The following is a 20784-nucleotide window of genomic DNA, read 5'->3' on the forward strand; positions in this document are numbered from 1 at the left end:
CGTGGGTGCCTGGGAAGGCGCGATCTTCCACCTGATGACCCACGCCTTCTTCAAGGCCCTGCTGTTCCTTGCCTCCGGTGCGGTGATCGTTGCCTGCCACCACGAGCAGAACATCTTCAAGATGGGTGGTCTGTGGAAGAAACTGCCACTGGCCTACGCCAGCTTCATCGTCGGTGGTGCTGCACTGGCTGCTCTGCCACTGGTCACCGCAGGCTTCTACTCCAAGGACGAAATCCTCTGGGAAGCGTTCGCCAGCGGCAATCAGGGTCTGCTTTACGCAGGTCTGGTCGGTGCGTTCATGACGTCGCTGTACACCTTCCGCCTGATCTTCATCGCGTTCCACGGTGAAGCCAAGACCGAAGCCCATGCCGGCCACGGCATTGCGCACTGGCTGCCACTGTCGGTGCTGATCGTGCTGTCGACTTTCGTTGGCGCGATGATCGTGCCGCCGCTGCACGGCGTGTTGCCGCAAAGCGTTGGTCATGCCGGTGGCGAAGCCAAGCACAGTCTGGAAATCGCCTCGGGCGCCATCGCCCTGGCCGGTATCCTGCTGGCGGCCCTGCTGTTCCTCGGCAAGCGTCGTTTCGTCACGGCGATCGCCAACAGCGGCATCGGCCGTTTCCTTTCGGCCTGGTGGTTCGCTGCCTGGGGCTTCGACTGGATCTACGACAAACTGTTCGTCAAGCCGTACCTTGCGATCAGCCATGTACTGCGCAAAGACCCGCTCGACCAGACCATCGGTCTGATCCCGCGTATGGCCAAGGGTGGTCACACTGCCCTGAGCCGTACCGAGACCGGTCAACTGCGTTGGTACGCCGCCTCGATGGCTGCTGGTGCCGTGCTGGTAATCGGCGCCATCGTGCTGGTAGCGGTCTGATATGAACCTTGCGAATTTGCGAAAGGAAACGAGCCCGTCATGATTCTGCCCTGGCTAATCCTGATCCCCTTCATCGGCGGCCTGCTGTGCTGGATGGGTGAGCGCTTCGGCGCTACCCTCCCGCGCTGGATTGCGCTGTTGACCATGACCCTGGAACTCGCCCTTGGCCTCTGGCTGTGGGCCCACGGTGACTATTCATTCGCACCGGCGCCAGGCGCCGATCCGACCTGGGCGCTTGAGTTCAAGCATGTCTGGATCCAGCGTTTCGGCATCAACGTGCATCTGGCCCTCGACGGCCTGTCGCTGTTGATGATCCTGCTGACCGGTCTGCTGGGTATCCTCTCGGTACTCTGCTCGTGGAAAGAGATTCAACGTCACGTTGGCTTCTTCCACCTGAACCTGATGTGGATCCTGGGCGGTGTGGTCGGCGTGTTCCTCGACCTCGAGCTGGTCATGTTCTTCTTCTTCTGGGAAATGATGCTGGTGCCGATGTACTTTCTCATCGCGCTCTGGGGTCACAGCTCTTCGGACGGCAAGAAAACCCGGATCTACGCAGCGACCAAGTTCTTCATCTTCACGCAGGCTTCCGGCCTGATCATGCTGGTGGCGATCCTCGGTCTGGTGCTGGTCAACTTCAACAACACTGGCGTGATCACCTTCAACTACGCCGACCTGTTGAAAACCAAGATGTCGATGACCACCGAGTACATTCTGATGCTCGGTTTCTTCATCGCCTTCGCGGTCAAGCTGCCGGTCGTGCCGTTCCATTCGTGGCTGCCTGATGCCCACGCCCAGGCGCCGACGGCCGGTTCCGTCGACCTCGCCGGTATCCTGCTGAAAACTGCGGCCTACGGCCTGCTGCGTTTCGCCCTGCCGCTGTTCCCGAATGCCTCGGCCGAGTTTGCGCCGATCGCCATGACCCTCGGTCTGATCGGGATCTTCTACGGCGCGTTCCTGGCGTTCGCACAGACCGACATCAAGCGTCTGATTGCCTTCTCTTCCGTTTCCCACATGGGCTTCGTGTTGATCGGCATCTACTCCGGCAGCCAACTGGCGCTGCAAGGCGCAGTGATCCAGATGCTGGCGCACGGTCTGTCGGCGGCGGCACTGTTTATCCTCAGCGGTCAGTTGTACGAGCGTCTGCATACTCGCGACATGCGTGAGATGGGCGGTCTGTGGTCGCGTATCGCTTACCTGCCGGCGATCAGCCTGTTCTTCGCGGCGGCTTCGCTGGGCTTGCCGGGTACCGGTAACTTTGTCGGCGAGTTCCTGATCCTGATCGGCTCCTTCGCCAGCGCTCCATGGGTCACGGCGATTGCCACTTCCGGTCTGGTGTTCGGTTCGGTCTACTCGCTGATCATGATCCACCGTGCCTACTTCGGCCCGTCGAAATCCGACGCGGTGCTGCACGGCATGGATGCGCGCGAACTGATCATGGTGCTCGGTCTGGCGGTGCTGCTGATTTACCTCGGCGTCTATCCGCAACCGTTCCTCGACACCTCTGCCGCCACGATGCATGGCGTGCAGCAGTGGCTCGGCACCGCCTTCTCTCAACTCGCTTCGGCCCCGCAAGAGCGCTATGGAATTCACGAGTCAACCCATTAGTGCGCTTGCGCCACTCTTGAACACCAGCCTCACCATTATAGTGGTGATGCTGGCAATCGCCTGGCGCCGCAACCACTCGCAGACCTTCCTGATTTCGGTGGCGGGTCTGAACCTGGCGTTGCTGTCGATCCTGCCGGCTCTGAAAGTCGCGCCTCTGGCCGTGACGCCTTTGCTGCAGATCGACGCGTTCGCCTGCCTGTACATGGCGATGATCCTGGTCGCCACCCTCGCCTGCGTCACCCTCGCCCACGCCTACCTCGGTGATGGCGGTTCGGGTTACCCGGGCAACCGCGAGGAACTGTACCTGCTGATCCTGATGGCCGCCGCCGGTGGTCTGGTTCTGGTCAGCGCGCAGCACCTGGCCGGGTTGTTCATCGGTCTGGAACTGCTCTCGGTACCGGTCTACGGTCTGGTGGCTTACGCCTTCTTCAACAAGCGTTCGCTGGAAGCCGGCATCAAGTACATGGTGCTCTCGGCCGCCGGTTCCGCGTTCCTGCTGTTCGGTATGGCGCTGTTGTACGCAGACGCCGGTTCGCTGAGCTTTGTCGGCATCGGTCAGGCCCTGGCCGCGACCGGCCTGCCTAGCCCGCTGGCGCAACTGGGCCTGGGCATGATGCTGATCGGTCTGGCGTTCAAGCTGTCGCTGGTACCGTTCCACCTGTGGACGCCGGACGTTTACGAAGGTGCGCCGGCACCGGTGGCGGCATTCCTTGCCACCGCGTCGAAGGTGGCCGTGTTTGCGGTGATGGTGCGTCTGTTCCAGATCTCCCCTGCTGCCAGCAGTGGTGTGCTGAGCGACGTGCTCAGCGTCATCGCGGTCGCCTCGATCCTGTTCGGTAACCTGCTGGCCCTGACCCAGAGCAACCTCAAGCGTCTGCTCGGTTACTCGTCCATCGCGCACTTCGGCTATCTGCTGATCGCGCTGGTGGCGAGCAAGGGTCTGGCGGTGGAAGCCATCGGCGTGTACCTGGTCACCTACGTGATCACCAGCCTCGGCGCGTTCGGCGTGATCACCCTGATGTCGTCGCCGTACAACGGCCGTGACGCCGACGCCCTGTACGAATACCGCGGCCTGTTCTGGCGCCGTCCGTACCTGACCGCCGTGCTGACCGTGATGATGCTGTCCCTGGCCGGTATCCCGCTGACCGCAGGCTTCATCGGCAAGTTCTACATCATCGCCAGCGGCGTCGAAACGCGTCAGTGGTGGCTGGTCGGCGCTCTGGTGCTGGGCAGCGCCATCGGCGTCTTCTACTACCTGCGCGTGATGGTCACCCTCTACCTGATCGAGCCAAACCTGCGTCGCCACGACGCTCAGCTGCACTGGGAACAGAAGGCAGGCGGCGTGATGCTGCTGGCCATCGCCCTGGTCGCATTTTTCCTGGGTGTTTACCCGCAGCCATTGCTCGTGCTGGTACAGCAGGCGGGCCTGGCGGGCTGATTGCTCGGCTCATCTGGCTACAAATGGAAACGGCACCTTCGGGTGCCGTTTTTGTTTCCGTTGAGTTCATGACCAGCCGCGCGGCCTCGTTGCCGAGCCAGGACGAGCGCGAATGTAGGAATTCTCTCAATTGGCGGCAGGAGAGCTCACCGCAAACACACGAAAGTCTGATGATCAGGTTTTCCAAGGCCTGACTTTCTCAAAACCTCCGCTGAAATATCCCACAGTCGCCCGGCATCATGCCTCGCCGGTACTTCCAGTTTCCTGCGCCGAATGCTGGGCGTTCCCCCGGCAACGCGGCTGAAACCGCAGATCTTGCCTCTCAACCTCAGAATGTTGTGCATGTGTTTCGACGACCGTTCAATCCCGATATCGACACTTCTGGACATTTTTGACCGGGCGCGGGCCGGCTTATAGATTCGAGTCGTGCAAACAAGCACGTTCATCCACATAACAGGAATCGAACCATGGGCTACATGAGCAGCTGGAACGCCAATCGAATTGTCGAGCTGGACGATGAGCAGACCAGCGAAACGGATCAGACCGAAACGCTGCAACTCAGTGAGGAAGAACTGGCGGAGCTGGACGCACAGTGAGTAATGAACGGGGGGTATCCCCTCCCGTTCTCTATCAGGAGGGATCATGAACGCAATCACAATGGTCGAGCGCGAACTGACAGCTGACCAGGCCTGCCAGCGCATCCAGACCGAATTGAGTCGGCTGGCAATGACTCCCGTCGCCCGCACGCTTGGCCAGGAAGTTGTTGCGGTTCAGGTGACCCTTATCGATCACAAGGGAGTGCCTGCCGCCCGAGGCGCCGGCAAGGGCTATGCAGTGCAGGCTGGCATCGGCGCGCTCTACGAATCGCTCGAACACTATTGGACCGATCGACTCTCGGCAACGGATGTTCATCACGTTCCGGTGGACTACTTTTCGGACAGGCTTTTCGACAACGATCCCGTGCGAATGCTTGTGAAACAGCCGAACCGCCGTATCGCCTGCCGACGCTACAGTTGTCCTCCTTGCGGACACTTCTACTACCCGCTCGCGCTGACGTCACCGCACTCACTCGAGGTTTTCGCCCAGGACGCGGCGGACAGCCGCGCCCTGCGTCGATATTCCAGCAACAGCGGCACCGCCATTGGCGCCAGTTACAACGAGGCGTTGTTACACGCCATCAACGAATGCATTGAAAGAGACGCGGTTTCGCTGTTTTTGCTGGACCACTTTTACTATCAGAATCACCCACCCCTGTGCAGAGTCACCCGTCCTGGTGAGGATGATGCGCTCGGGCAATTATGGACGGATGCCGAAAGGGAACTCGGCGCTGAGGTCGTGCTGGTGGATATCAGTACCGAGTTCGTCGCTCGCACTTTCCTGGCTTTTTCCGCAGCGCCCGGAACGCATATCCGGGTATTCGGTTCAGGCTGTTCCCTCTGCCCGAGCCACGCCGCCTGGCGCGCACTGACCGAACTGGTACAACTGCATCACGCCGCAGCGGGGGAAGAATTCGCCAGATCGCTGCTCAACGCAAAGCGCCACCTCACACCTTTTCCACGCCTGCTGCGCTGTCTGCTGTTCCATCCCGATGTTTTGCTGCATCGCTGTGCTCAGCACGCCGTGACATTGCCCGAGGCCGAAGCGCAAGCACCATTGGCTTCCCAGATCGAACAGTTGAGCGAAAGTCTGCGCCAGCATGGCCATGACTTCGGCATTTCCATCGTTCATCAAACCAACCTGGGCACCAGCCTGATCAATGTGGTGATACCCGCGCTGGAGCGATTTTTCATCGTCTCGAGCGGCAATGTCGTGGTTCCCCACGCTCGCGGTCGGACGTTACGCAGTTTGCGCGCAGAGGTGTGTTCATGAATAACCGGACACCTGCGCTCTCAAACTTGAATGAAGTGGCAATGGCGAAGAATTTGTCCGCACACATCGAATACGCCGGGCCGATCGGTTGTTTCGTTGAACCGACCCGACAGGGTTTGCATCAGGTATTTTTCTTGCGGGTCCGTGGTCGGGACTGGATCGGCCGCAAGGTCTTGCAACGCGACGCCGATCATCGCTGGAGCATGAGCAGCCTTTTGAATCCGGCCATGTTGCTCGGCCCTCACCTGGAGTCGCAATGGAGCGATGACGGCGTGTCGTTCTACTTTCATACCGCTACGCTGGAGGAGCGAGCCGAAGTTTTCCAAGCCGCGCGCAAGGACCTGCACAGCGAGATCCATTTCCCTTTCACGGCGACCGATCATGACGGTAACGAGGCCGTTTGTCCGGCGGATTACTGGCAGGGTCACGAGTCGCTGGCCGAGCAGCTGAACGCAGACGAACTGCACTTTCGCGAACATTGCGTGGCAGTGCTGGGCCCATTGCTCAAACCCGGCGATCTGGTTTACGACCCGGCCTGCTCTACGGGCGAGTTCATCGCCTGTCTGGCCGCCGAACTTGCCGGTGGGCATTTCGTCGGCAGTGATCGTTCGGCCACGATGATCGAATACGCCAGGCGCCACCACGCAGACTCGCGTGCCGAATTCCACGTCATGGAGGCGGCAAGGGCTGCTGACGCGGGTATGCGCTGCGATGTTCTGATCCTGCGCTTTCTCAATGCCGAAGTCCTGACCCGTCGCGAGGCGAACTGCGCGTTTTCAAGTCTGTTACGTTGCGTAAAACCCGCAGGCACAATTCTGTTGTTTGGCCATACGCCGGTATTGTCCGCCGTGCCCTGGCTGGCTTATACCCATGGACTTGCAAGGGTATCGAGCACAGGGGCGCGCAGCGGGCACCAGGAACTGTTTCAGTTCTATCACATGAAGGCGCCATGCCCTTGAACGAAGCCAGCGGTTACTTGACGCGGCAGAACGGCCATCGGCTTTACTGGGAACGCCACGGAACGTTTGGGGCCGAGCCGGTGTTCTTTTTACATGGAGGGCCGGGCGGCTGCTGCAGCCGTCAGCATCTGGGGTTTTTCGACCTGCGTCACTTCGACGTCATTTTGCTGGATCAGCGCGGCTGCGGCCGATCACGCCCGCATGGGCAGAGGCGCCACAACAACTCGCGCCTGTGCGTTCAGGATATTGAGGCCTTGCGCCTGCACCTTGGCCTGGAGCAAATCAGTCTGCTAGGCATTTCCTGGGGAAGCTGGCTGGCCATCCAGTACCAGCAGCAGTACCGCTGTGCGTTGAGGAAAACCACCCTGGTCTCGATTTTCGTCCCGTTCCCGGCCAACGTTCGCACTTTCGACAGGGCAATCAATGCTGCTTTGCAGGTAGCAGGCAGCGGACCAAGTCGCAGCCTCTATCAGAAACTCGACCAAGGCTCTGAGGATCAACAGCGACAGGCGGCGATGCAATGGTTGCAAGCGACGCTCGGACTGAACGGGCAGTCGATGCCCAGCGAGGTATTGGCGCGGTTTACCGATCAAGAAGCCATTCGCGCTGTTCGTCTGGAGTTGCATTATCACCTCAATCGCTACTTCTTCAGCCAGGCAGACGAAAACCTCTCGCTCAGCAGCGATACCCTGGTGATTCAAGGCGTCAAAGACACCTACGGCATGTCCAGCCTGCGCTGGTTGCGTCAGCGCCAGTTCGTCGAGGCCCGTTTGTTGCGCGCGGGGCATAACGCCTTTGAGCCCGCCGTGCTGGATGCCGTTCGTCACGCATTGAGACGGGATTGATATCAGCTACCAAGCTGCGGCCCACGCCCATGGCGGAGTGGTGGTCCAACCAGCATGAAAAACGGCACCTTCCGGTGCCGTTCGCTTTCTCCATTTCAGCTGTTACTTACGCGCATCCGCCCACGATTTCAGCAGTTCGCTATAACTCACGGTTTCGCCTTTAGGCTTCTCGTTGGCCAGTTTCGGCTTCGGTGCGCCCGGCTGGTCGAACCAGTACTGCGCGTCGCGTTCCGGGTTCATCTTCGGTGCGCACACGGCCTGAGCCTTGGAGCGTTCGAGGCGTTCCATGATGCGGTCCTGGTCTTTCGCCAGGCCATCGAGCGCCTGTTGCGGGGTCTTCTCGCCGCTGGCCGCTTCGGCGATGTGGCTCCACCACAGCTGCGCCAAACGCGGATAGTCCGGCACGTTGGTCCCGGTCGGCGACCACTGCACGCGGGCCGGGCTGCGATAGAACTCGACCAGCCCGCCAAGTTTCGGCGCCAGATCGGTCATCGCTTGCGAGTTGATGTCCGACTCACGAATCGGCGTCAGGCCGACAATGGTTTTCTTCAGCGATACGGTTTTCGAGGTGACGAACTGCGCGTACAACCACGCTGCCAGTTTCTGTTTCTCCGGGGTGGATTTCATGAATGTCCACGAACCCACGTCCTGATAGCCCAGCTTCATACCCTCTTCCCAATACGGGCCTTTGGGCGATGGTGCCATGCGCCACTTCGGCGTGCCGTCGGCGTTGACCACCGGCAGGCCCGGTTTGGTCATGTCGGCGGTGAACGCGGTGTACCAGAAGATCTGTTGGGCAATATTGCCCTGCGAAGGCACCGGCCCGGACTCCGAGAAAGTCATGCCAGCCGCTTCCGGTGGCGCGTACTTCTTCAGCCAGTCGACGTATTTGGTGGTGGCGAACACCGCCGCCGGGCCGTTGGTGTCGCCGCCGCGGGTCACGCTGGAGCCGACCGGATGGCAGTCTTCGACGCGAATGCCCCACTCGTCCACTGGCAAACCATTGGGCAGCCCCTTGTCGCCGCCCCCGGCCATGGAGAACCAGGCATCGGTGAAGCGCCAGCCCAGCGACGGGTCTTTCTTGCCGTAGTCCATGTGCCCGTAAACGCGTTTGCCGTCGATTTCCTTGACGTCTTCACTGAAGAATTTGGCGATGTCTTCATAGGCCGACCAGTTCACCGGGACGCCCAGCTCGTAACCGTACTTTTCCTTGAACTTGGCTTTCAGATCGGCGCGCTCGAACCAGTCGGCGCGGAACCAGTACAGGTTGGCGAATTGCTGGTCGGGCAGCTGATAGATCTTGCCGTCCGGCGCGGTGGTAAAAGAAATGCCGATGAAGTCCTTGATGTCGAGGGTTGGCGAAGTGAAATTCTTGCCCTCGTTGGCCATCAGGTCGGTGATCGATTCGGTCTTGCCGTAGCGAAAGTGCGTGCCGATCAGGTCGGAGTCGTTGACCCAGCCGTCATAGATGTTCTTGTCCGACTGCATCACCGTCTGCATTTTCTCGACCACGTCGCCTTCCTGCAGCAGGTCGTGGGTGAGCTTGATCCCGGTGATTTCGCTGAACGCCTTGGCCAACACTTTCGATTCATATTCGTGGGTGGTCAGGGTCTCGGAAACGACCTTGATGTCCATGCCGCGAAACGGCTCGGCGGCCTTGATGAACCACTTCAGTTCTTCCAACTGCTGTTCGGCCGTCAGGGTCGAGGGCTTGAACTCGCTGCCGATCCATTTTTTCGCAGCATCTTCATAGGCGTCGGCCCAGGCAGATGCGCTCAAACCGCTGAGTGCCAGCATGGCTGCCAATGAAATGCTATGTCGCAGCTTATTGTTTTTATCGAACATAGAGACCTCCTGTTTAAGTTGTGGAGCCGCGTTGCCGAACGATTCGACTAGCCCCAACGCATCACAGCCAACAGCCACACCAGGGACAGCGCGGACGCCACCCAGATGCTCCAGTCGGTGACGCCGATTACCAGCAAATGCAGGTAGGCGCTGCCGAGAAGACCGATAAACAAGCGATCGCCACGGGTGGTGGCAATCGGCAAAAACCCTCGCCGCAAGATGCTCGGCGAGCGCAATTCCCAAGTGGTCATGCCCACCAGAATCAGACCGATGCCGATGAAGAACGCGGCGGTCGGTGTCGTCCAGCTCATCCATTCCATCATCTGCTCCTCAGACCCGACCGAGGGCAAAGCCCTTGGCCACGTGGTTGCGCACAAACCAGATCACCAGCATGCCCGGCAGGATGGTCAGCACCCCTGCCGCTGCCAGCACGCCCCAATCGATCCCCGATGCCGACACTGTTCGCGTCATGACTGCCGCAATCGGCTTGGCGTTGACCGAGGTCAGCGTGCGCGCCAGCAGCAGTTCGACCCAGGAAAACATGAAGCAGAAAAACGCCGTGACACCGATGCCCGAGCCGATCAACGGGATGAAAATCTTCACGAAGAACTTGGGAAAACTGTAGCCGTCGATGTAGGCCGTTTCGTCGATCTCCTTCGGCACGCCGGACATGAAGCCTTCCAGAATCCAGACCGCCAGCGGCACGTTGAACAAGCAGTGCGCCAAGGCCACGGCGATGTGTGTGTCGAACAGCCCGATCGACGAATACAGCTGAAAGAACGGCAGCAAGAACACCGCCGGCGGCGCCATGCGATTGGTCAGCAACCAGAAGAACAGGTGCTTGTCGCCGAGGAAACGATAGCGTGAAAACGCGTAAGCCGCCGGTAACGCCACGCTCAGGGAAATCACCGTGTTGAGGCTCACGTAATACAGCGAGTTCAAGTAGCCGGTGTACCAGCTCGGATCAGTAAAGATCACCTTGTAGTTCGCCAGCGTGAAGTCCTGTGGGAAAAGCGTCAGGCCGCCGAGGATTTCGGTGTTGCTCTTGAACGACATGTTCAGCAGCCAGTAGATCGGCACCAGCAGGAACAGGATGTAGACCAGCAACGGAATAAGCTTTTTCTTGCTCATGGCCGGGCCTCAGCGGTTGGCGTCGGAGTGCGTCATGGCGGTATAGAACAGCCACGACACCAACAGGATGATCAGGAAGTACACCAGCGAAAACGCCGCTGCCGGACCAAGGTCGAATTGCCCTACAGCCATCTGCGTCAACGTCTGACTGAGGAAGGTCGTGGCATTACCCGGCCCGCCGCCGGTGAGCACGAACGGCTCGGTGTAGATCATGAAACTGTCCATGAAGCGCAGCATCACCGCGATCAGCAGCACGCTTTTCAGCTTGGGCAATTGAATGTGGCGGAACACCGCCCAGGCCGAGGCGCGATCGATGCGCGCGGCCTGGTAATACACGTCGGGAATCGCCCGCAGGCCGGAGAAGCACAGCAGCGCCACCAGTGAAGTCCAGTGCCAGACGTCCATCACCAGCACCGTCACCCAGGCGTCCATGGTGTTGGCCGCGTAGTTGTAGCTGATGCCCATGGCATTGAGGCTGGAACCGAGCAGGCCGATGTCGGCGCGGCCGAAGATCTGCCAGATGGTGCCGACCACGTTCCACGGAATCAGCAGCGGAATCGCCAGAATGATCAGCACCACCGAAGACCAGCGGCCCTTGGTCGGCATGGTCAGCGCGACGGCGATGCCCAGCGGGATTTCAATCAGCAACACGCACGCCGAATAGATGAACTGGCGCAGCAGCGAGTCATGCAGACGCGGGTCGAGCAGCACCTGCCTGTACCAGTCGGCACCGACGAAGTAGCGGCTGGACTGGTCGAAGATGTCCTGCACCGAATAGTTGACCACGGTCATCATCGGGATCACCGCACTGAACGCCACCAGCAGAAACACCGGCAACACCAGCCACCAGGCCTTGTTGTTCTGCACCTTGTTCATGGCTGCACCTCCTCGTCGCTGACTTCCAGCAAGAACTCATCGGCATAGACCATCAGCCATTGCGCCGGAAAACTGATGTAAGCCGTGCCTTGAGGCACCGGCTTGTCTTCAGCCAGGCGCACCTTCAACGGCGCACCGTCGAGGTTGAGGGTCATGATCTTGTAGGTGCCGAGGTCTTCGACGTGTACGACGTTGGCCTGCATCGCGTCGTCAAACGGCTCGTCCCAGACGTGAATAAACTCGGGGCGGATGCCGACCTTGAGATTTTTCCACTGGCCGTGCTCGATATGGCGCTGCAAGGCGTCGGACAACGGCAAGTGCGTCGAGGCGAAACCGACGCCACCGGGCTGCGGCTGCACCTCGATCAGATTCATCCCCGGGCTGCCGATGAAGTAGCCGACAAAGGTATGGCTCGGCCGCTCGAACAATTCCCGTGGCGTGCCGAACTGAACGATCTGGCCGCCGTACATCACCGCGATCTTGTCGGCGAACGTCGAGGCTTCCAGTTGATCGTGGGTGACGTAGACCATGGTGATGTTGAACTGCTCGTGGATCTGCTTGAGCTTGCGCCGCAGCTTCCACTTCAGGTGCGGGTCGATCACCGTCAGCGGCTCGTCGAAGAGGATCGCCGAGACGTCGTCGCGCACCAGACCACGGCCCATCGAGACTTTCTGTTTTTCGTCGGCGGTGAGGTTGCGCGCCTTCTTGCTCAGCAGATTCTGCAGGTCGAGGACTTCGGCGATTTCCTGCACCTTGCTGTGCACTTTCGCCTCGGCCATGCCCTGGTTTCGCAGCGGGAAAGCAAGGTTATCGAACACGGTCATGGTGTCGTAGACCACCGGAAACTGGAACACCTGGGCGATGTTGCGCTTCTCCGGCGTGAGGTCGTTGACCGCTTTGCCGTCGAACAACACATGGCCCTGGGACGGGCTGAGCAGGCCGGAAATGATGTTGAGCAAGGTCGACTTGCCGCAACCGGACGGGCCGAGCAAAGCATAGGCGCCACCCTGCTCCCAGACGTGATCCATCTCGCGGATCGCATAATCCTCCGCGCCGCTCGGGGTTTTGCTGTAGCTGTGGGCGAGGTGTTGCAAACGGATTTCGGCCATCAGGCAACCCTCGCGACACGCCGGCCCGGTGCTTGCACCAGACGGCCCTGCGCATCGAAAACGAACAGTTTGTGGGTCGGGATATAAATGCGGATCGGCGCATCGACGTCGTATTCGTGAACCCCGGGCAAGTGCAGCACCAACAGAAAGTGCTCGTTGCGCACGTGCAGGAAGGTTTCCGAACCGCTGATCTCGGCAACCTCGACGGTCACCGCCAATTCGAGGTCGTCATCGTTGCTCGGCACCAGCGAGATATGGCTCGGCCGGACGCCAAATCGGAACTCGCCCTCGCCCACCGGGCGCAGGTCGACGTTCAACGGAAAGTGGACGAAATTGGCGAAGCTGACTTCGTTGCCGGCAATGCGTCCCGGCATGAGGTTGATCGGCGGCTCGGAAAACAATTCGGCGGCGAGCACGGTTTGCGGCTGGTGATACACCGAAGTCGACGGCCCGCTCTGGATCACCCGACCTTCGTGCAGGATGGTGGTGGTGCCGCCGAGGGCCAGCGCTTCGTTGGGTTCGGTGGTGGCGTAGATGGCGATGGTGTGGCGCGCTTTGAACAACTCGCGCATTTCCTGACGCAGTTCTTCGCGCAGCTTGTAATCGAGGTTGACCAGCGGCTCGTCGAACAGAATCAGTTCAGCATCCTTGACCAAGGCGCGAGCCATGGCCGTGCGCTGTTGCTGACCGCCGGACAGCTCCAGCGGATAGCGCTGCAAGAACTTTTCGATGCGCAGCATGCGTGCGGTTTCCTGCACCTTGCTGTGAATGATGTCTTTGGAAATTCCGGCCTGACGCAGTGGCGAGGCAATGTTCTCAAACACCGTCATGGTCGGGTAATTGATGAACTGCTGATAGACCATCGACACGTTGCGCAGCCGCACCGGGCGTTGGGTGACGTCGACGCCGTTCATCAGCACGCGGCCGCTGTCGGGCTTGTCGAGGCCGGCCATCAGGCGCATGAGACTGGTCTTGCCGGACAGGGTGCGCCCGAGCAGAACATTGAAGGATCCGGGTTCGAATTTCAGACACGCATCGTCGATCCAGATCTGGCCCTCGACGGTACGGCTGACGTGCTCCAGGGTAAGTGACATGGCTCGGCCTTTTTTATTTTTGGAGTCAAGCGACCGGAGCAACAGAGCGACATTCATGCCAGAAATGGCAAGTGGTTGATTTGCTTTGAGAAGCAGTATTCACGGGGGCGAGCGGCGTTCACAGCTGAACACTTTTGAACAGTCGGGGTGATTGACAATGAACAATAGTGAACAACACTCTATGCACGCTTTTGCCCAATCTCATGAACACCGAAGATCCCATGTGGGAGCGGGCTTGCTCGCGAATGCGCAGTATCAGTCACCGAATCAGTTGAATGACACACCGCATTCGCGAGCAAGCCCGCTCCCACAATGGACTTGTGGTGATTTAAAGATCCGGGTTCATAACAATAATAAAATCGCTGCACTCAGAGGCTCGCCCCCATGGCCGCACCTGCTTCGCCGCTGTCCCACGACGTGATCGTCCAGACCTCCTGGCAGCGTTGCCGCGCATTCGGCCTCGACCACCAGAGCGCCCCGGCCTTCGATCAATTGCCCGCCGTCGGCATTGCGCGGTTGCTCGACAGCCATCACTCGCTGGTGCAGACCACGCATCAGGAAGTCCTGCCCTATTACGAAAACATCCTCAGCAACTCCAACTGCCTGATCATGCTCGCCGACAATCAGGGCCAGGTGCTGACCTCGTGGGGCACGCAACGCTTTATCGAACCGAGTCTGGCCCGGGGTTTTCAGGCCGGGGCGAGCTGGATGGAGCGCTGTAGCGGCACCAATGCGATCGGCACCGCACTGGCCTGTGAGCAAGCGGTGCACATCGAACACGACGAACACTTTCTCAAGGCCAACCGCTTCATGACCGGCTCCGCCGCGCCGATTTTCGACGCCGAACGCAAAGTCATCGCCGTGCTCGATGTCTCCAGCGACAGCTACCTGCCGCCCTCGCACACCCTGGGCATGGTGAAGATGATGAGCCAGACCGTGGAGAACCGGCTGATCCTCAACCTGTTCCACGGTCAGCACTTTCAACTGACCTTCAATACCGGCCTGAACAACCTCGACAGCCAGTGGGCCGGGTTATTGATCTTCGATGAAAGCGGTCAAGTGCTGTCGGCCAATCGCCGTGCCGACAACCTGCTCGGTGTGCGTCTGTCCCGCGTCAGCGTTGAAAGCCTGTTCAAAGTGTCATTGCTGGAGCTGATCAACCAGCCCGAGGGTCTGCCATTTGCCCTGCAGACCTCCGGGCGCAACCGTTTCCAGTGCTTGCTGAAGCGGCCGAAACAGGCGCCGGTGCAAGCGCGGGTGTTTATCGCCGAGGACAAGCCTGCGCCAGCCAGTGCGATCAGTCTCAACACGCTGCATTTCGGCGACAGCCGTGTGGAAAAAGCCGTGCGCCAGGCCGAACGCCTGCTGGAAAAAGACATTCCGCTGCTGATTCACGGCGAAACCGGTGTCGGCAAAGAGGTGTTCGTCAAAGCCCTGCATCAAGCCAGCTCCCGCAGCAAACAAGCGTTTATCGCGGTGAACTGCGCAGCGATCCCCGCCGAACTGGTCGAGTCTGAATTGTTCGGCTACGAAAAAGGCGCATTCACCGGGGCCAATCAGAAAGGCAGCATCGGCCTCATCCGCAAGGCTGACAAAGGCACGCTGTTTCTCGACGAGATCGGCGATATGCCGCTGCCAACTCAGGCGCGCTTGTTGCGGGTTTTGCAAGAGCGTTGCGTGCAACCGGTGGGCAGCAGTGAGTTGTTTGCGGTGGATCTGCGGATTATCTCGGCGACCAACCGATCCTTGCGCGAACAGGTGCAGTTGGGTCGGTTTCGTGAGGATTTGTACTACCGCATTGGTGGGCTGACTTTGGAATTGCCGCCACTGCGTGAGCGCAGTGATAAACAAGCGCTGTTCAAACGACTGTGGGAACAGCATCGCGAGCCGACGCAATGGGCGGGGCTGAGCCCGGAGGTGCTGGAGCTGTTTGAAAAGCATCCGTGGCCGGGGAATCTGCGTCAGGTCAGCAGTGTGATGCAGGTGGCGTTGGCCATGGCCGAAGAGCAACCGGTACGGCCGGAGCATTTGCCGGATGATTTTTTTGCCGATCTGGAGATGGAGCCGGTGGAAACGGCGGCGCCGTTGGGGCTGGATTTGAATGATATCGAGGCGTTGAATCGCGAGTTGAAAGCGGCCGGGGGGAATATTTCGCACCTGGCGCGGCGCTTGGGGGTTAGCCGCAATACGCTGTACAAGCGGTTGCGGCAGGCTGAATGACACGTTGTCTGGACGGGCCTCTTCGCGAGCAAGCCCGCTCCCACAGGGGATTTGTGTCGTGCATTGAAAGTCGATCGTTCCCACGCTCTGCGTGGGAATGCAGCCCGGGACGCTCTGCGTCCCTACAGAGCCGAACGCGGAGCGTCCGTTGAGGCATTCCCACGCAGAGCGTGGGAACGATCATGGTAGGGGCTTTGGGCCTCAGTCAGCCAGACGCCAGGTCGTCCCACCCTTGCCGTCTTCCAGCACCACGCCCATGGCGGTGAGTTGGTCGCGGATGCGGTCCGACTCGGCCCAATCCTTCCCGGCCCGAGCCGCCAGACGCGCAGCAATCAACGCATCAACCTCAGCCGCATCGACCCGCCCTTCAGCGCCTGCCTGGAGGAAATCATCGGCCTCGAGCTGCAACACGCCCAGCACGCTGGCCAGTTCTTTCAGGCGCGCCGCCAGACCTGCCGCCGCATCGAGATCACTCTCACGCAGGCGGTTGATCTCACGCACCATCTCGAACAGCACGGCGCAGGCTTCCGGGGTGCCGAAGTCGTCGTTCATCACCGTGGTGAAACGCTCGACAAACGCCTCGCCACCGGCCGGCGCCACGCTCGGCAGACCTTTCAACGCGTGGTAAAAACGCTCCAGTGCGCCCTTGGCGTCCTTGAGGTTGTCTTCCGAATAGTTGATCGCGCTGCGGTAGTGGCTCGACACCAGCAGGTAGCGCACGACTTCCGGGTGGTACTTGTCGAGCACGTCGCGGATGGTGAAGAAGTTGTTCAACGACTTGGACATCTTCTCGCCATTGATGCGAATCATGCCGCAATGCATCCACGCGTTGGCGTAGGTCTTGCCCGTGGCCGCTTCGCTTTGGGCAATTTCGTTTTCGTGGTGCGGGAACTCGAGGTCGCTGCCGCCACCATGAATGTCGAACGTCTCACCGAGGCAGCAGGTCGACATCACCGAGCACTCGATGTGCCAGCCCGGACGCCCGGCGCCCCATGGCGATTCCCAGCTCGGCTCGCCCGGCTTGGCAGCTTTCCACAGGACGAAGTCGAGCGGATCTTCCTTCGACTCGTCGACTTCGATGCGCGCGCCGATACGCAGGTCTTCGATCTTCTTGCGCGACAGCTTGCCGTAGCCCATGAACTTGGCGACGCGGTAGTACACGTCGCCGTTGCCCGGGGCATAGGCGTAACCCTTGTCGATCAGGGTCTGGATCATCGCGTGCATGCCAGCGATATGATCGGTGGCGCGCGGTTCCATGTCCGGTTTCTGGATGTTCAGGCGCGCTTCGTCTTCGTGCATCGCGGCGATCATGCGCTCGGTCAACGCTTCGAACGATTCACCGTTCTCGTTGGCGCGGTTGATGATCTTGTCGTCGATGTCGGTGATGTTGCGCACGTAGGTCAGGTCGTAACCGCTGAAGCGCAACCAGCGCGTCACCAGGTCGAACGCGACCATGCTGCGGCCGTGGCCGAGGTGGCAGTAGTCGTACACGGTCATCCCGCAGACATACATGCGCACCTTGTTGCCATCCAGCGGCTTGAAGACTTCTTTGCTCTTGGTGAGCGTGTTGTAGATCGTTAGCACGTTAGTTCCTTGACTCACTCACTGGCCCCACGAATCACGCAGGGTCACGGTACGGTTGAATACCGGCTGACCGGGTTTCGAGTCCTTCAGATCCGCGACGAAGTAGCCTTCGCGCTCGAACTGGAAACGGTCTTCCGGCTGGGCGTTGCCGAGCGATGGCTCAGCGCGACAACCGGTCAGCACTTGCAGCGAGTCAGGGTTGATGTTGTCGAGGAAGCTGGCGCTGTCTTCGGCTTTTTCCGGGTTCGGCGAACGGAACAGGCGATCGTACAGACGCACTTCGCACTCGACGCTGGCGGCGGCCGGCACCCAGTGGATCACGCCTTTGACCTTGCGCCCTTCCGGGTTCTTGCCGAGGGTGTCCGGATCGTACGAGCAACGCAGCTCGACGATGTTGCCATCGGCGTCCTTGATCGCTTCGTCGGCACGGATCACGTAGCTGCCGCGCAGACGCACTTCGCCGGCCGGCTCCAGGCGCTTGTAGCCTTTTGGCGGCTCTTCCATGAAGTCGTCACGATCGATGTAGATTTCCCGGGCGAACGGCAAGGCGCGCACGCCCATGTCCTCTTTCGGGTGACGTGGCAGTTCGAGGTTTTCGACCTGGCCTTCCGGGTAGTTGGTGATGACCACTTTCAGCGGACGCAGCACGCACATGGCGCGCGGGGCGCTGTGGTCGAGGTCGTCACGGATGCTGAATTCGAGCATGCCGAAATCGACCACGCCGTCGGAACGGTTGGTGCCGATCATTTCGCAGAAGTTGCGGATCGATTTCGGCGTGTAGCCACGGCGGCGGAAGCCCGACAGCGTGGACATGCGCGGATCGTCCCAGCCATTGACGTGCTTTTCATCGACCAGTTGCTTGAGCTTGCGCTTGCTGGTGATCGTGTAGTTGAGGTTCAGGCGGCTGAACTCGTACTGGCGCGGGTTCGCCGGCACTGGCAGGTGCTCCAGGAACCACTCGTACAGCGGACGATGGCTTTCGAACTCGAGGGTGCAGATCGAGTGGGTGATGCCTTCGATGGCGTCCGACTGACCGTGGGTGAAGTCGTAGTTCGGGTAGATGCACCACTTGTCGCCGGTCTGGTGGTGATGAGCGTGGCGGATGCGGTACATGATCGGGTCGCGCAGGTTCATGTTCGGCGAGGCCATGTCGATCTTCGCTCGCAGCACGCGCGCGCCATCCGGAAATTCACCGGCCTTCATGCGCGCGAACAGGTCGAGGTTTTCCTCAACCGAACGGTCACGGAACGGGCTGTTCTTGCCTGGCTCGGTCAGGCTGCCACGGTATTCCTTGGCCTGCTCGGGGGTCAGGTCGTCGACATAGGCCTTGCCGGCCTTGATCAGCTCGACAGCCCAGTCGTGCAACTGGTCGAAATACTGCGAGGCGTAGCGCACTTCACCGGACCATTCGAAGCCCAGCCATTTGACGTCGCTTTCGATCGCGTCGATGTATTCCTGGTCTTCCTTGGCCGGGTTGGTGTCGTCGAAACGCAGGTGCGTGACGCCGCCGAACTCCTGGGCCAGACCGAAGTTGACGCAGATCGACTTGGCGTGGCCGATGTGCAGGTAGCCGTTGGGCTCCGGCGGGAAGCGAGTCACGATCTGGGTGTGCTTGCCCGAGTCCAGGTCTGCCTGGATGATCGGCCGCAGGAAGTTGACCGGCACGGCAGGGCCGGACTTGGCATTCGAGGTAGGGTCGACAGTGGGCTTGCTCATAGGATCCTTGACGTACAGGTGCGCGGCCGCAGAAGGGGCCAGACAAAACAAAGCCGCTATCATAGCCGATGCTGTCAAGGGCCTGACAGAGCAGGCTCCATAAAGCGGCGCATTTAATCGCGGTGAAATGAAAAACCGCCTCGAAATTCGCGCCTGTCACGCTAAACTGCGCACCTTGGCCGAAGCAGGCTGAACCGGTTGCGGGGCTGAAGGTCCCAAAACCACGAATTCCTCAGAAGAGTAGCGATCATGACTCAAGTCAAACTGACCACCAACCATGGCGACATCGTCATCGAACTGAACGCTGAAAAGGCGCCGATTACCGTCGCCAACTTCATCGAATACGTTAACGCCGGTCACTACACCAACACCGTGTTCCACCGCGTCATCGGCAACTTCATGATCCAGGGCGGCGGTTTCGAGCCAGGCATGAAAGAGAAGAAAGACAAGCGTCCAAGCATCCAGAACGAAGCGGACAACGGTCTTTCCAACGACAAGTACACCGTTGCCATGGCCCGCACCATGGAGCCGCATTCGGCTTCGGCACAGTTCTTCATCAACGTCGCCGACAACACCTTCCTCAACCACAGCGGCAAGAACGTGCAGGGCTGGGGCTACGCGGTATTCGGTAAAGTCACCGCAGGCACCGACGTTGTCGACAAGATCAAAGGCGTGTCGACCACTTCCAAGGCCGGCCACCAGGACGTACCCGCAGACGACGTGATCATCGAGAAAGCCGAGATCATTGAGTGATATTGCTGATTTCAGACTTGCATCTGGAAGAGGAGCGCCCGGACATTACCCGGGCGTTTCTGGATTTGCTCGCCGGACGCGCCCGCTCGGCGAGTGCCTTGTACATCCTCGGCGACTTTTTCGAGGCGTGGATCGGCGACGACGCCATGACGCCCTTCCAGCGTTCCATCTGCCAGGCCCTGCGCGAATTGAGCGACAGCGGCACGGCCATTTTCCTCATGCACGGCAATCGCGACTTCATGCTCGGCAAGGCCTTTTGCAAACAGGCCGGCTGCACGCTGCTGAAGGATCCGAGTGTCGTGCAGTTCTACGGCGAGCCGGTGCTGCTGATGCACGGCGACAGCCTGTGTACCCGCGATGTCGGCTATATGAAGCTGCGCCGCTACCTGCGCAACCCGATCACTCTGTTCATCCTGCGCAATCTGCCGTTGCGCAGCCGCCGCAAACTGGCGCGCAAGCTGCGTAGCGAGAGCCGTGCACAGACGCGGATGAAGGCCAACGACATCGTCGATGTCACCCCGGAAGAGATTCCGCGAGTGATGCACGAATTCGGCGTGAAGACTCTGATCCACGGCCACACCCACCGCCCGGCCATTCACAAGTTGCAGCTTGGTGAACAAGCGGCGAAGCGGATTGTGCTGGGGGATTGGGATCGTCAGGGTTGGGCGTTGCAGGTGGATGAGAGCGGGTATGCCTTGGCGCCGTTCGACTTCGCCCCGCCACCCGCCCTGCCTGCCCCCGCAATCTAACGCCAAATACAACACAAAAGTGGGAGCAACTGTCTTAACCCGCCGTCCATCAGCGCCATTCTGTACCGTCTCGCAGCATGGCATTCAGTCTGATCAGCAGTATTCGCATGCAGG

18 protein-coding genes are annotated in these 20784 nt (G+C 60.1%); 10 read left to right on the forward strand and 8 right to left on the reverse strand.

Going from position 1 to position 20784, the window contains the following annotated elements; genetic code table 11:
* From ACIGDJ_RS27030 to ACIGDJ_RS27060, 7 genes are all read left to right on the forward strand, one after another.
* Positions 1 to 877, forward strand: an 877-nt coding sequence (locus tag ACIGDJ_RS27030) for a proton-conducting transporter membrane subunit (protein WP_397504669.1), incomplete at its 5' end; no start/stop codon positions are given.
* Positions 878 to 916: 39 nt separating this feature from the next.
* A complete protein-coding gene (nuoM, locus tag ACIGDJ_RS27035) occupies positions 917 to 2482 on the forward strand; it encodes an NADH-quinone oxidoreductase subunit M (RefSeq protein WP_397504670.1) in 1566 nt (521 codons plus the stop codon).
* Positions 2457 to 3920, forward strand: a complete 1464-nt coding sequence (gene nuoN / locus ACIGDJ_RS27040) for an NADH-quinone oxidoreductase subunit NuoN (RefSeq protein WP_397504671.1) — start codon at positions 2457 to 2459, stop codon at positions 3918 to 3920. The genes nuoM and nuoN overlap by 26 nt, the downstream gene beginning before the upstream one ends.
* A 467-nt stretch (positions 3921 to 4387) precedes the next feature.
* Positions 4388 to 4516 (forward strand): hypothetical protein, encoded by a 129-nt coding sequence (locus ACIGDJ_RS27045; RefSeq protein WP_397480169.1) that lies wholly within the window; start codon positions 4388 to 4390, stop codon positions 4514 to 4516.
* 46 nt (positions 4517 to 4562) lie between these two features.
* Positions 4563 to 5789 (forward strand): YcaO-like family protein, encoded by a 1227-nt coding sequence (locus tag ACIGDJ_RS27050; protein ID WP_313002283.1) that lies wholly within the window; start codon positions 4563 to 4565, stop codon positions 5787 to 5789.
* 41 nt (positions 5790 to 5830) lie between these two features.
* Positions 5831 to 6748 (forward strand): class I SAM-dependent methyltransferase, encoded by a 918-nt coding sequence (locus ACIGDJ_RS27055; protein ID WP_397480170.1) that lies wholly within the window; start codon positions 5831 to 5833, stop codon positions 6746 to 6748.
* Positions 6739 to 7593 carry an alpha/beta fold hydrolase gene (locus tag ACIGDJ_RS27060; RefSeq protein WP_397480171.1) on the forward strand — a complete coding sequence of 285 codons (855 nt, stop codon included), beginning with the start codon at positions 6739 to 6741 and terminating at the stop codon, positions 7591 to 7593. Before ACIGDJ_RS27055 ends, ACIGDJ_RS27060 begins: the two co-directional genes overlap by 10 nt.
* Positions 7594 to 7695: 102 nt before the next feature.
* Here ACIGDJ_RS27060 and ACIGDJ_RS27065 read toward each other — a convergent pair whose 3' ends face one another.
* Genes ACIGDJ_RS27065 through ACIGDJ_RS27090 form a run of 6 tightly spaced genes read right to left on the reverse strand, consistent with a single transcriptional unit; the run spans position 7696 to position 13648 of the window.
* Positions 7696 to 9438 carry an ABC transporter substrate-binding protein gene (locus ACIGDJ_RS27065; protein ID WP_101159117.1) on the reverse strand — a complete coding sequence of 581 codons (1743 nt, stop codon included), beginning with the start codon at positions 9436 to 9438 and terminating at the stop codon, positions 7696 to 7698.
* A 47-nt stretch (positions 9439 to 9485) separates the two neighbouring features.
* Positions 9486 to 9758 (reverse strand): DUF2160 domain-containing protein, encoded by a 273-nt coding sequence (locus ACIGDJ_RS27070; RefSeq protein WP_038861868.1) that lies wholly within the window; start codon positions 9756 to 9758, stop codon positions 9486 to 9488.
* A gap of 10 nt (positions 9759 to 9768) precedes the next feature.
* On the reverse strand, positions 9769 to 10569 hold the full coding sequence (locus ACIGDJ_RS27075) for a carbohydrate ABC transporter permease (protein ID WP_024013421.1): 801 nt from the start codon (positions 10567 to 10569) through the stop codon (positions 9769 to 9771).
* 9 nt (positions 10570 to 10578) lie between these two features.
* Positions 10579 to 11445 (reverse strand): carbohydrate ABC transporter permease, encoded by an 867-nt coding sequence (locus tag ACIGDJ_RS27080; RefSeq protein WP_101159118.1) that lies wholly within the window; start codon positions 11443 to 11445, stop codon positions 10579 to 10581.
* Positions 11442 to 12554, reverse strand: coding sequence for an ABC transporter ATP-binding protein (locus ACIGDJ_RS27085; RefSeq protein WP_101159119.1), 1113 nt, complete (start codon positions 12552 to 12554; stop codon positions 11442 to 11444). The genes ACIGDJ_RS27080 and ACIGDJ_RS27085 overlap by 4 nt, the downstream gene beginning before the upstream one ends.
* Positions 12554 to 13648 carry an ABC transporter ATP-binding protein gene (locus ACIGDJ_RS27090; RefSeq protein WP_101159120.1) on the reverse strand — a complete coding sequence of 365 codons (1095 nt, stop codon included), beginning with the start codon at positions 13646 to 13648 and terminating at the stop codon, positions 12554 to 12556. The genes ACIGDJ_RS27085 and ACIGDJ_RS27090 overlap by 1 nt, the downstream gene beginning before the upstream one ends.
* A gap of 384 nt (positions 13649 to 14032) precedes the next feature.
* Here ACIGDJ_RS27090 and ACIGDJ_RS27095 point away from each other — a divergent pair, with 384 nt between their 5' ends.
* The gene (locus ACIGDJ_RS27095; RefSeq protein WP_397480172.1) at positions 14033 to 15868 is read left to right on the forward strand and encodes a sigma-54-dependent Fis family transcriptional regulator; all 1836 of its coding nucleotides are present in this window, start codon (positions 14033 to 14035) and stop codon (positions 15866 to 15868) included.
* Between the two features lie 201 nt (positions 15869 to 16069).
* Here ACIGDJ_RS27095 and cysS read toward each other — a convergent pair whose 3' ends face one another.
* Together cysS and ACIGDJ_RS27105 are read right to left on the reverse strand one after the other, a co-directional pair.
* The gene (cysS, locus tag ACIGDJ_RS27100; RefSeq protein WP_397504672.1) at positions 16070 to 17452 is read right to left on the reverse strand and encodes a cysteine--tRNA ligase; all 1383 of its coding nucleotides are present in this window, start codon (positions 17450 to 17452) and stop codon (positions 16070 to 16072) included.
* 18 nt (positions 17453 to 17470) lie between these two features.
* A complete protein-coding gene (locus ACIGDJ_RS27105) occupies positions 17471 to 19168 on the reverse strand; it encodes a glutamine--tRNA ligase/YqeY domain fusion protein (protein WP_313002250.1) in 1698 nt (565 codons plus the stop codon).
* 249 nt (positions 19169 to 19417) lie between these two features.
* Here ACIGDJ_RS27105 and ACIGDJ_RS27110 point away from each other — a divergent pair, with 249 nt between their 5' ends.
* Positions 19418 to 19921: a peptidylprolyl isomerase gene (locus ACIGDJ_RS27110; protein ID WP_093100536.1), complete on the forward strand. Its 504-nt coding sequence runs from the start codon at positions 19418 to 19420 to the stop codon at positions 19919 to 19921.
* The gene (gene lpxH / locus ACIGDJ_RS27115) at positions 19918 to 20670 is read left to right on the forward strand and encodes a UDP-2,3-diacylglucosamine diphosphatase (RefSeq protein ID WP_397480174.1); all 753 of its coding nucleotides are present in this window, start codon (positions 19918 to 19920) and stop codon (positions 20668 to 20670) included. Before ACIGDJ_RS27110 ends, lpxH begins: the two co-directional genes overlap by 4 nt.
* Positions 20671 to 20784: the final 114 nt, after the last annotated feature.

It is taken from the genome of Pseudomonas sp. NPDC079367, assembly GCF_044542195.1.
In the GTDB taxonomy this organism is placed as follows: domain Bacteria; phylum Pseudomonadota; class Gammaproteobacteria; order Pseudomonadales; family Pseudomonadaceae; genus Aquipseudomonas.

Bases quoted from the DNA above. Each gene is read 5' to 3' on its own strand.
- ACIGDJ_RS27075 (WP_024013421.1), bottom strand. From the start codon at position 10,569: ATGAGCAAGAAAAAGCTTATTCCGTTGCTGGTCTACATCCTGTTCCTG.
- ACIGDJ_RS27065 (WP_101159117.1), bottom strand. From the start codon at position 9,438: ATGTTCGATAAAAACAATAAGCTGCGACATAGCATTTCATTGGCAGCC.
- ACIGDJ_RS27090 (WP_101159120.1), bottom strand. From the start codon at position 13,648: ATGTCACTTACCCTGGAGCACGTCAGCCGTACCGTCGAGGGCCAGATC.
- ACIGDJ_RS27050 (WP_313002283.1), top strand. From the start codon at position 4,563: ATGAACGCAATCACAATGGTCGAGCGCGAACTGACAGCTGACCAGGCC.
- ACIGDJ_RS27060 (WP_397480171.1), top strand. From the start codon at position 6,739: ATGCCCTTGAACGAAGCCAGCGGTTACTTGACGCGGCAGAACGGCCAT.
- ACIGDJ_RS27095 (WP_397480172.1), top strand. From the start codon at position 14,033: ATGGCCGCACCTGCTTCGCCGCTGTCCCACGACGTGATCGTCCAGACC.
- nuoM (WP_397504670.1), top strand. From the start codon at position 917: ATGATTCTGCCCTGGCTAATCCTGATCCCCTTCATCGGCGGCCTGCTG.
- ACIGDJ_RS27085 (WP_101159119.1), bottom strand. From the start codon at position 12,554: ATGGCCGAAATCCGTTTGCAACACCTCGCCCACAGCTACAGCAAAACC.
- ACIGDJ_RS27110 (WP_093100536.1), top strand. From the start codon at position 19,418: ATGACTCAAGTCAAACTGACCACCAACCATGGCGACATCGTCATCGAA.
- ACIGDJ_RS27105 (WP_313002250.1), bottom strand. From the start codon at position 19,168: ATGAGCAAGCCCACTGTCGACCCTACCTCGAATGCCAAGTCCGGCCCT.
- ACIGDJ_RS27055 (WP_397480170.1), top strand. From the start codon at position 5,831: ATGGCGAAGAATTTGTCCGCACACATCGAATACGCCGGGCCGATCGGT.
- nuoN (WP_397504671.1), top strand. From the start codon at position 2,457: ATGGAATTCACGAGTCAACCCATTAGTGCGCTTGCGCCACTCTTGAAC.
- ACIGDJ_RS27080 (WP_101159118.1), bottom strand. From the start codon at position 11,445: ATGAACAAGGTGCAGAACAACAAGGCCTGGTGGCTGGTGTTGCCGGTG.
- ACIGDJ_RS27045 (WP_397480169.1), top strand. From the start codon at position 4,388: ATGGGCTACATGAGCAGCTGGAACGCCAATCGAATTGTCGAGCTGGAC.
- ACIGDJ_RS27070 (WP_038861868.1), bottom strand. From the start codon at position 9,758: ATGGAATGGATGAGCTGGACGACACCGACCGCCGCGTTCTTCATCGGC.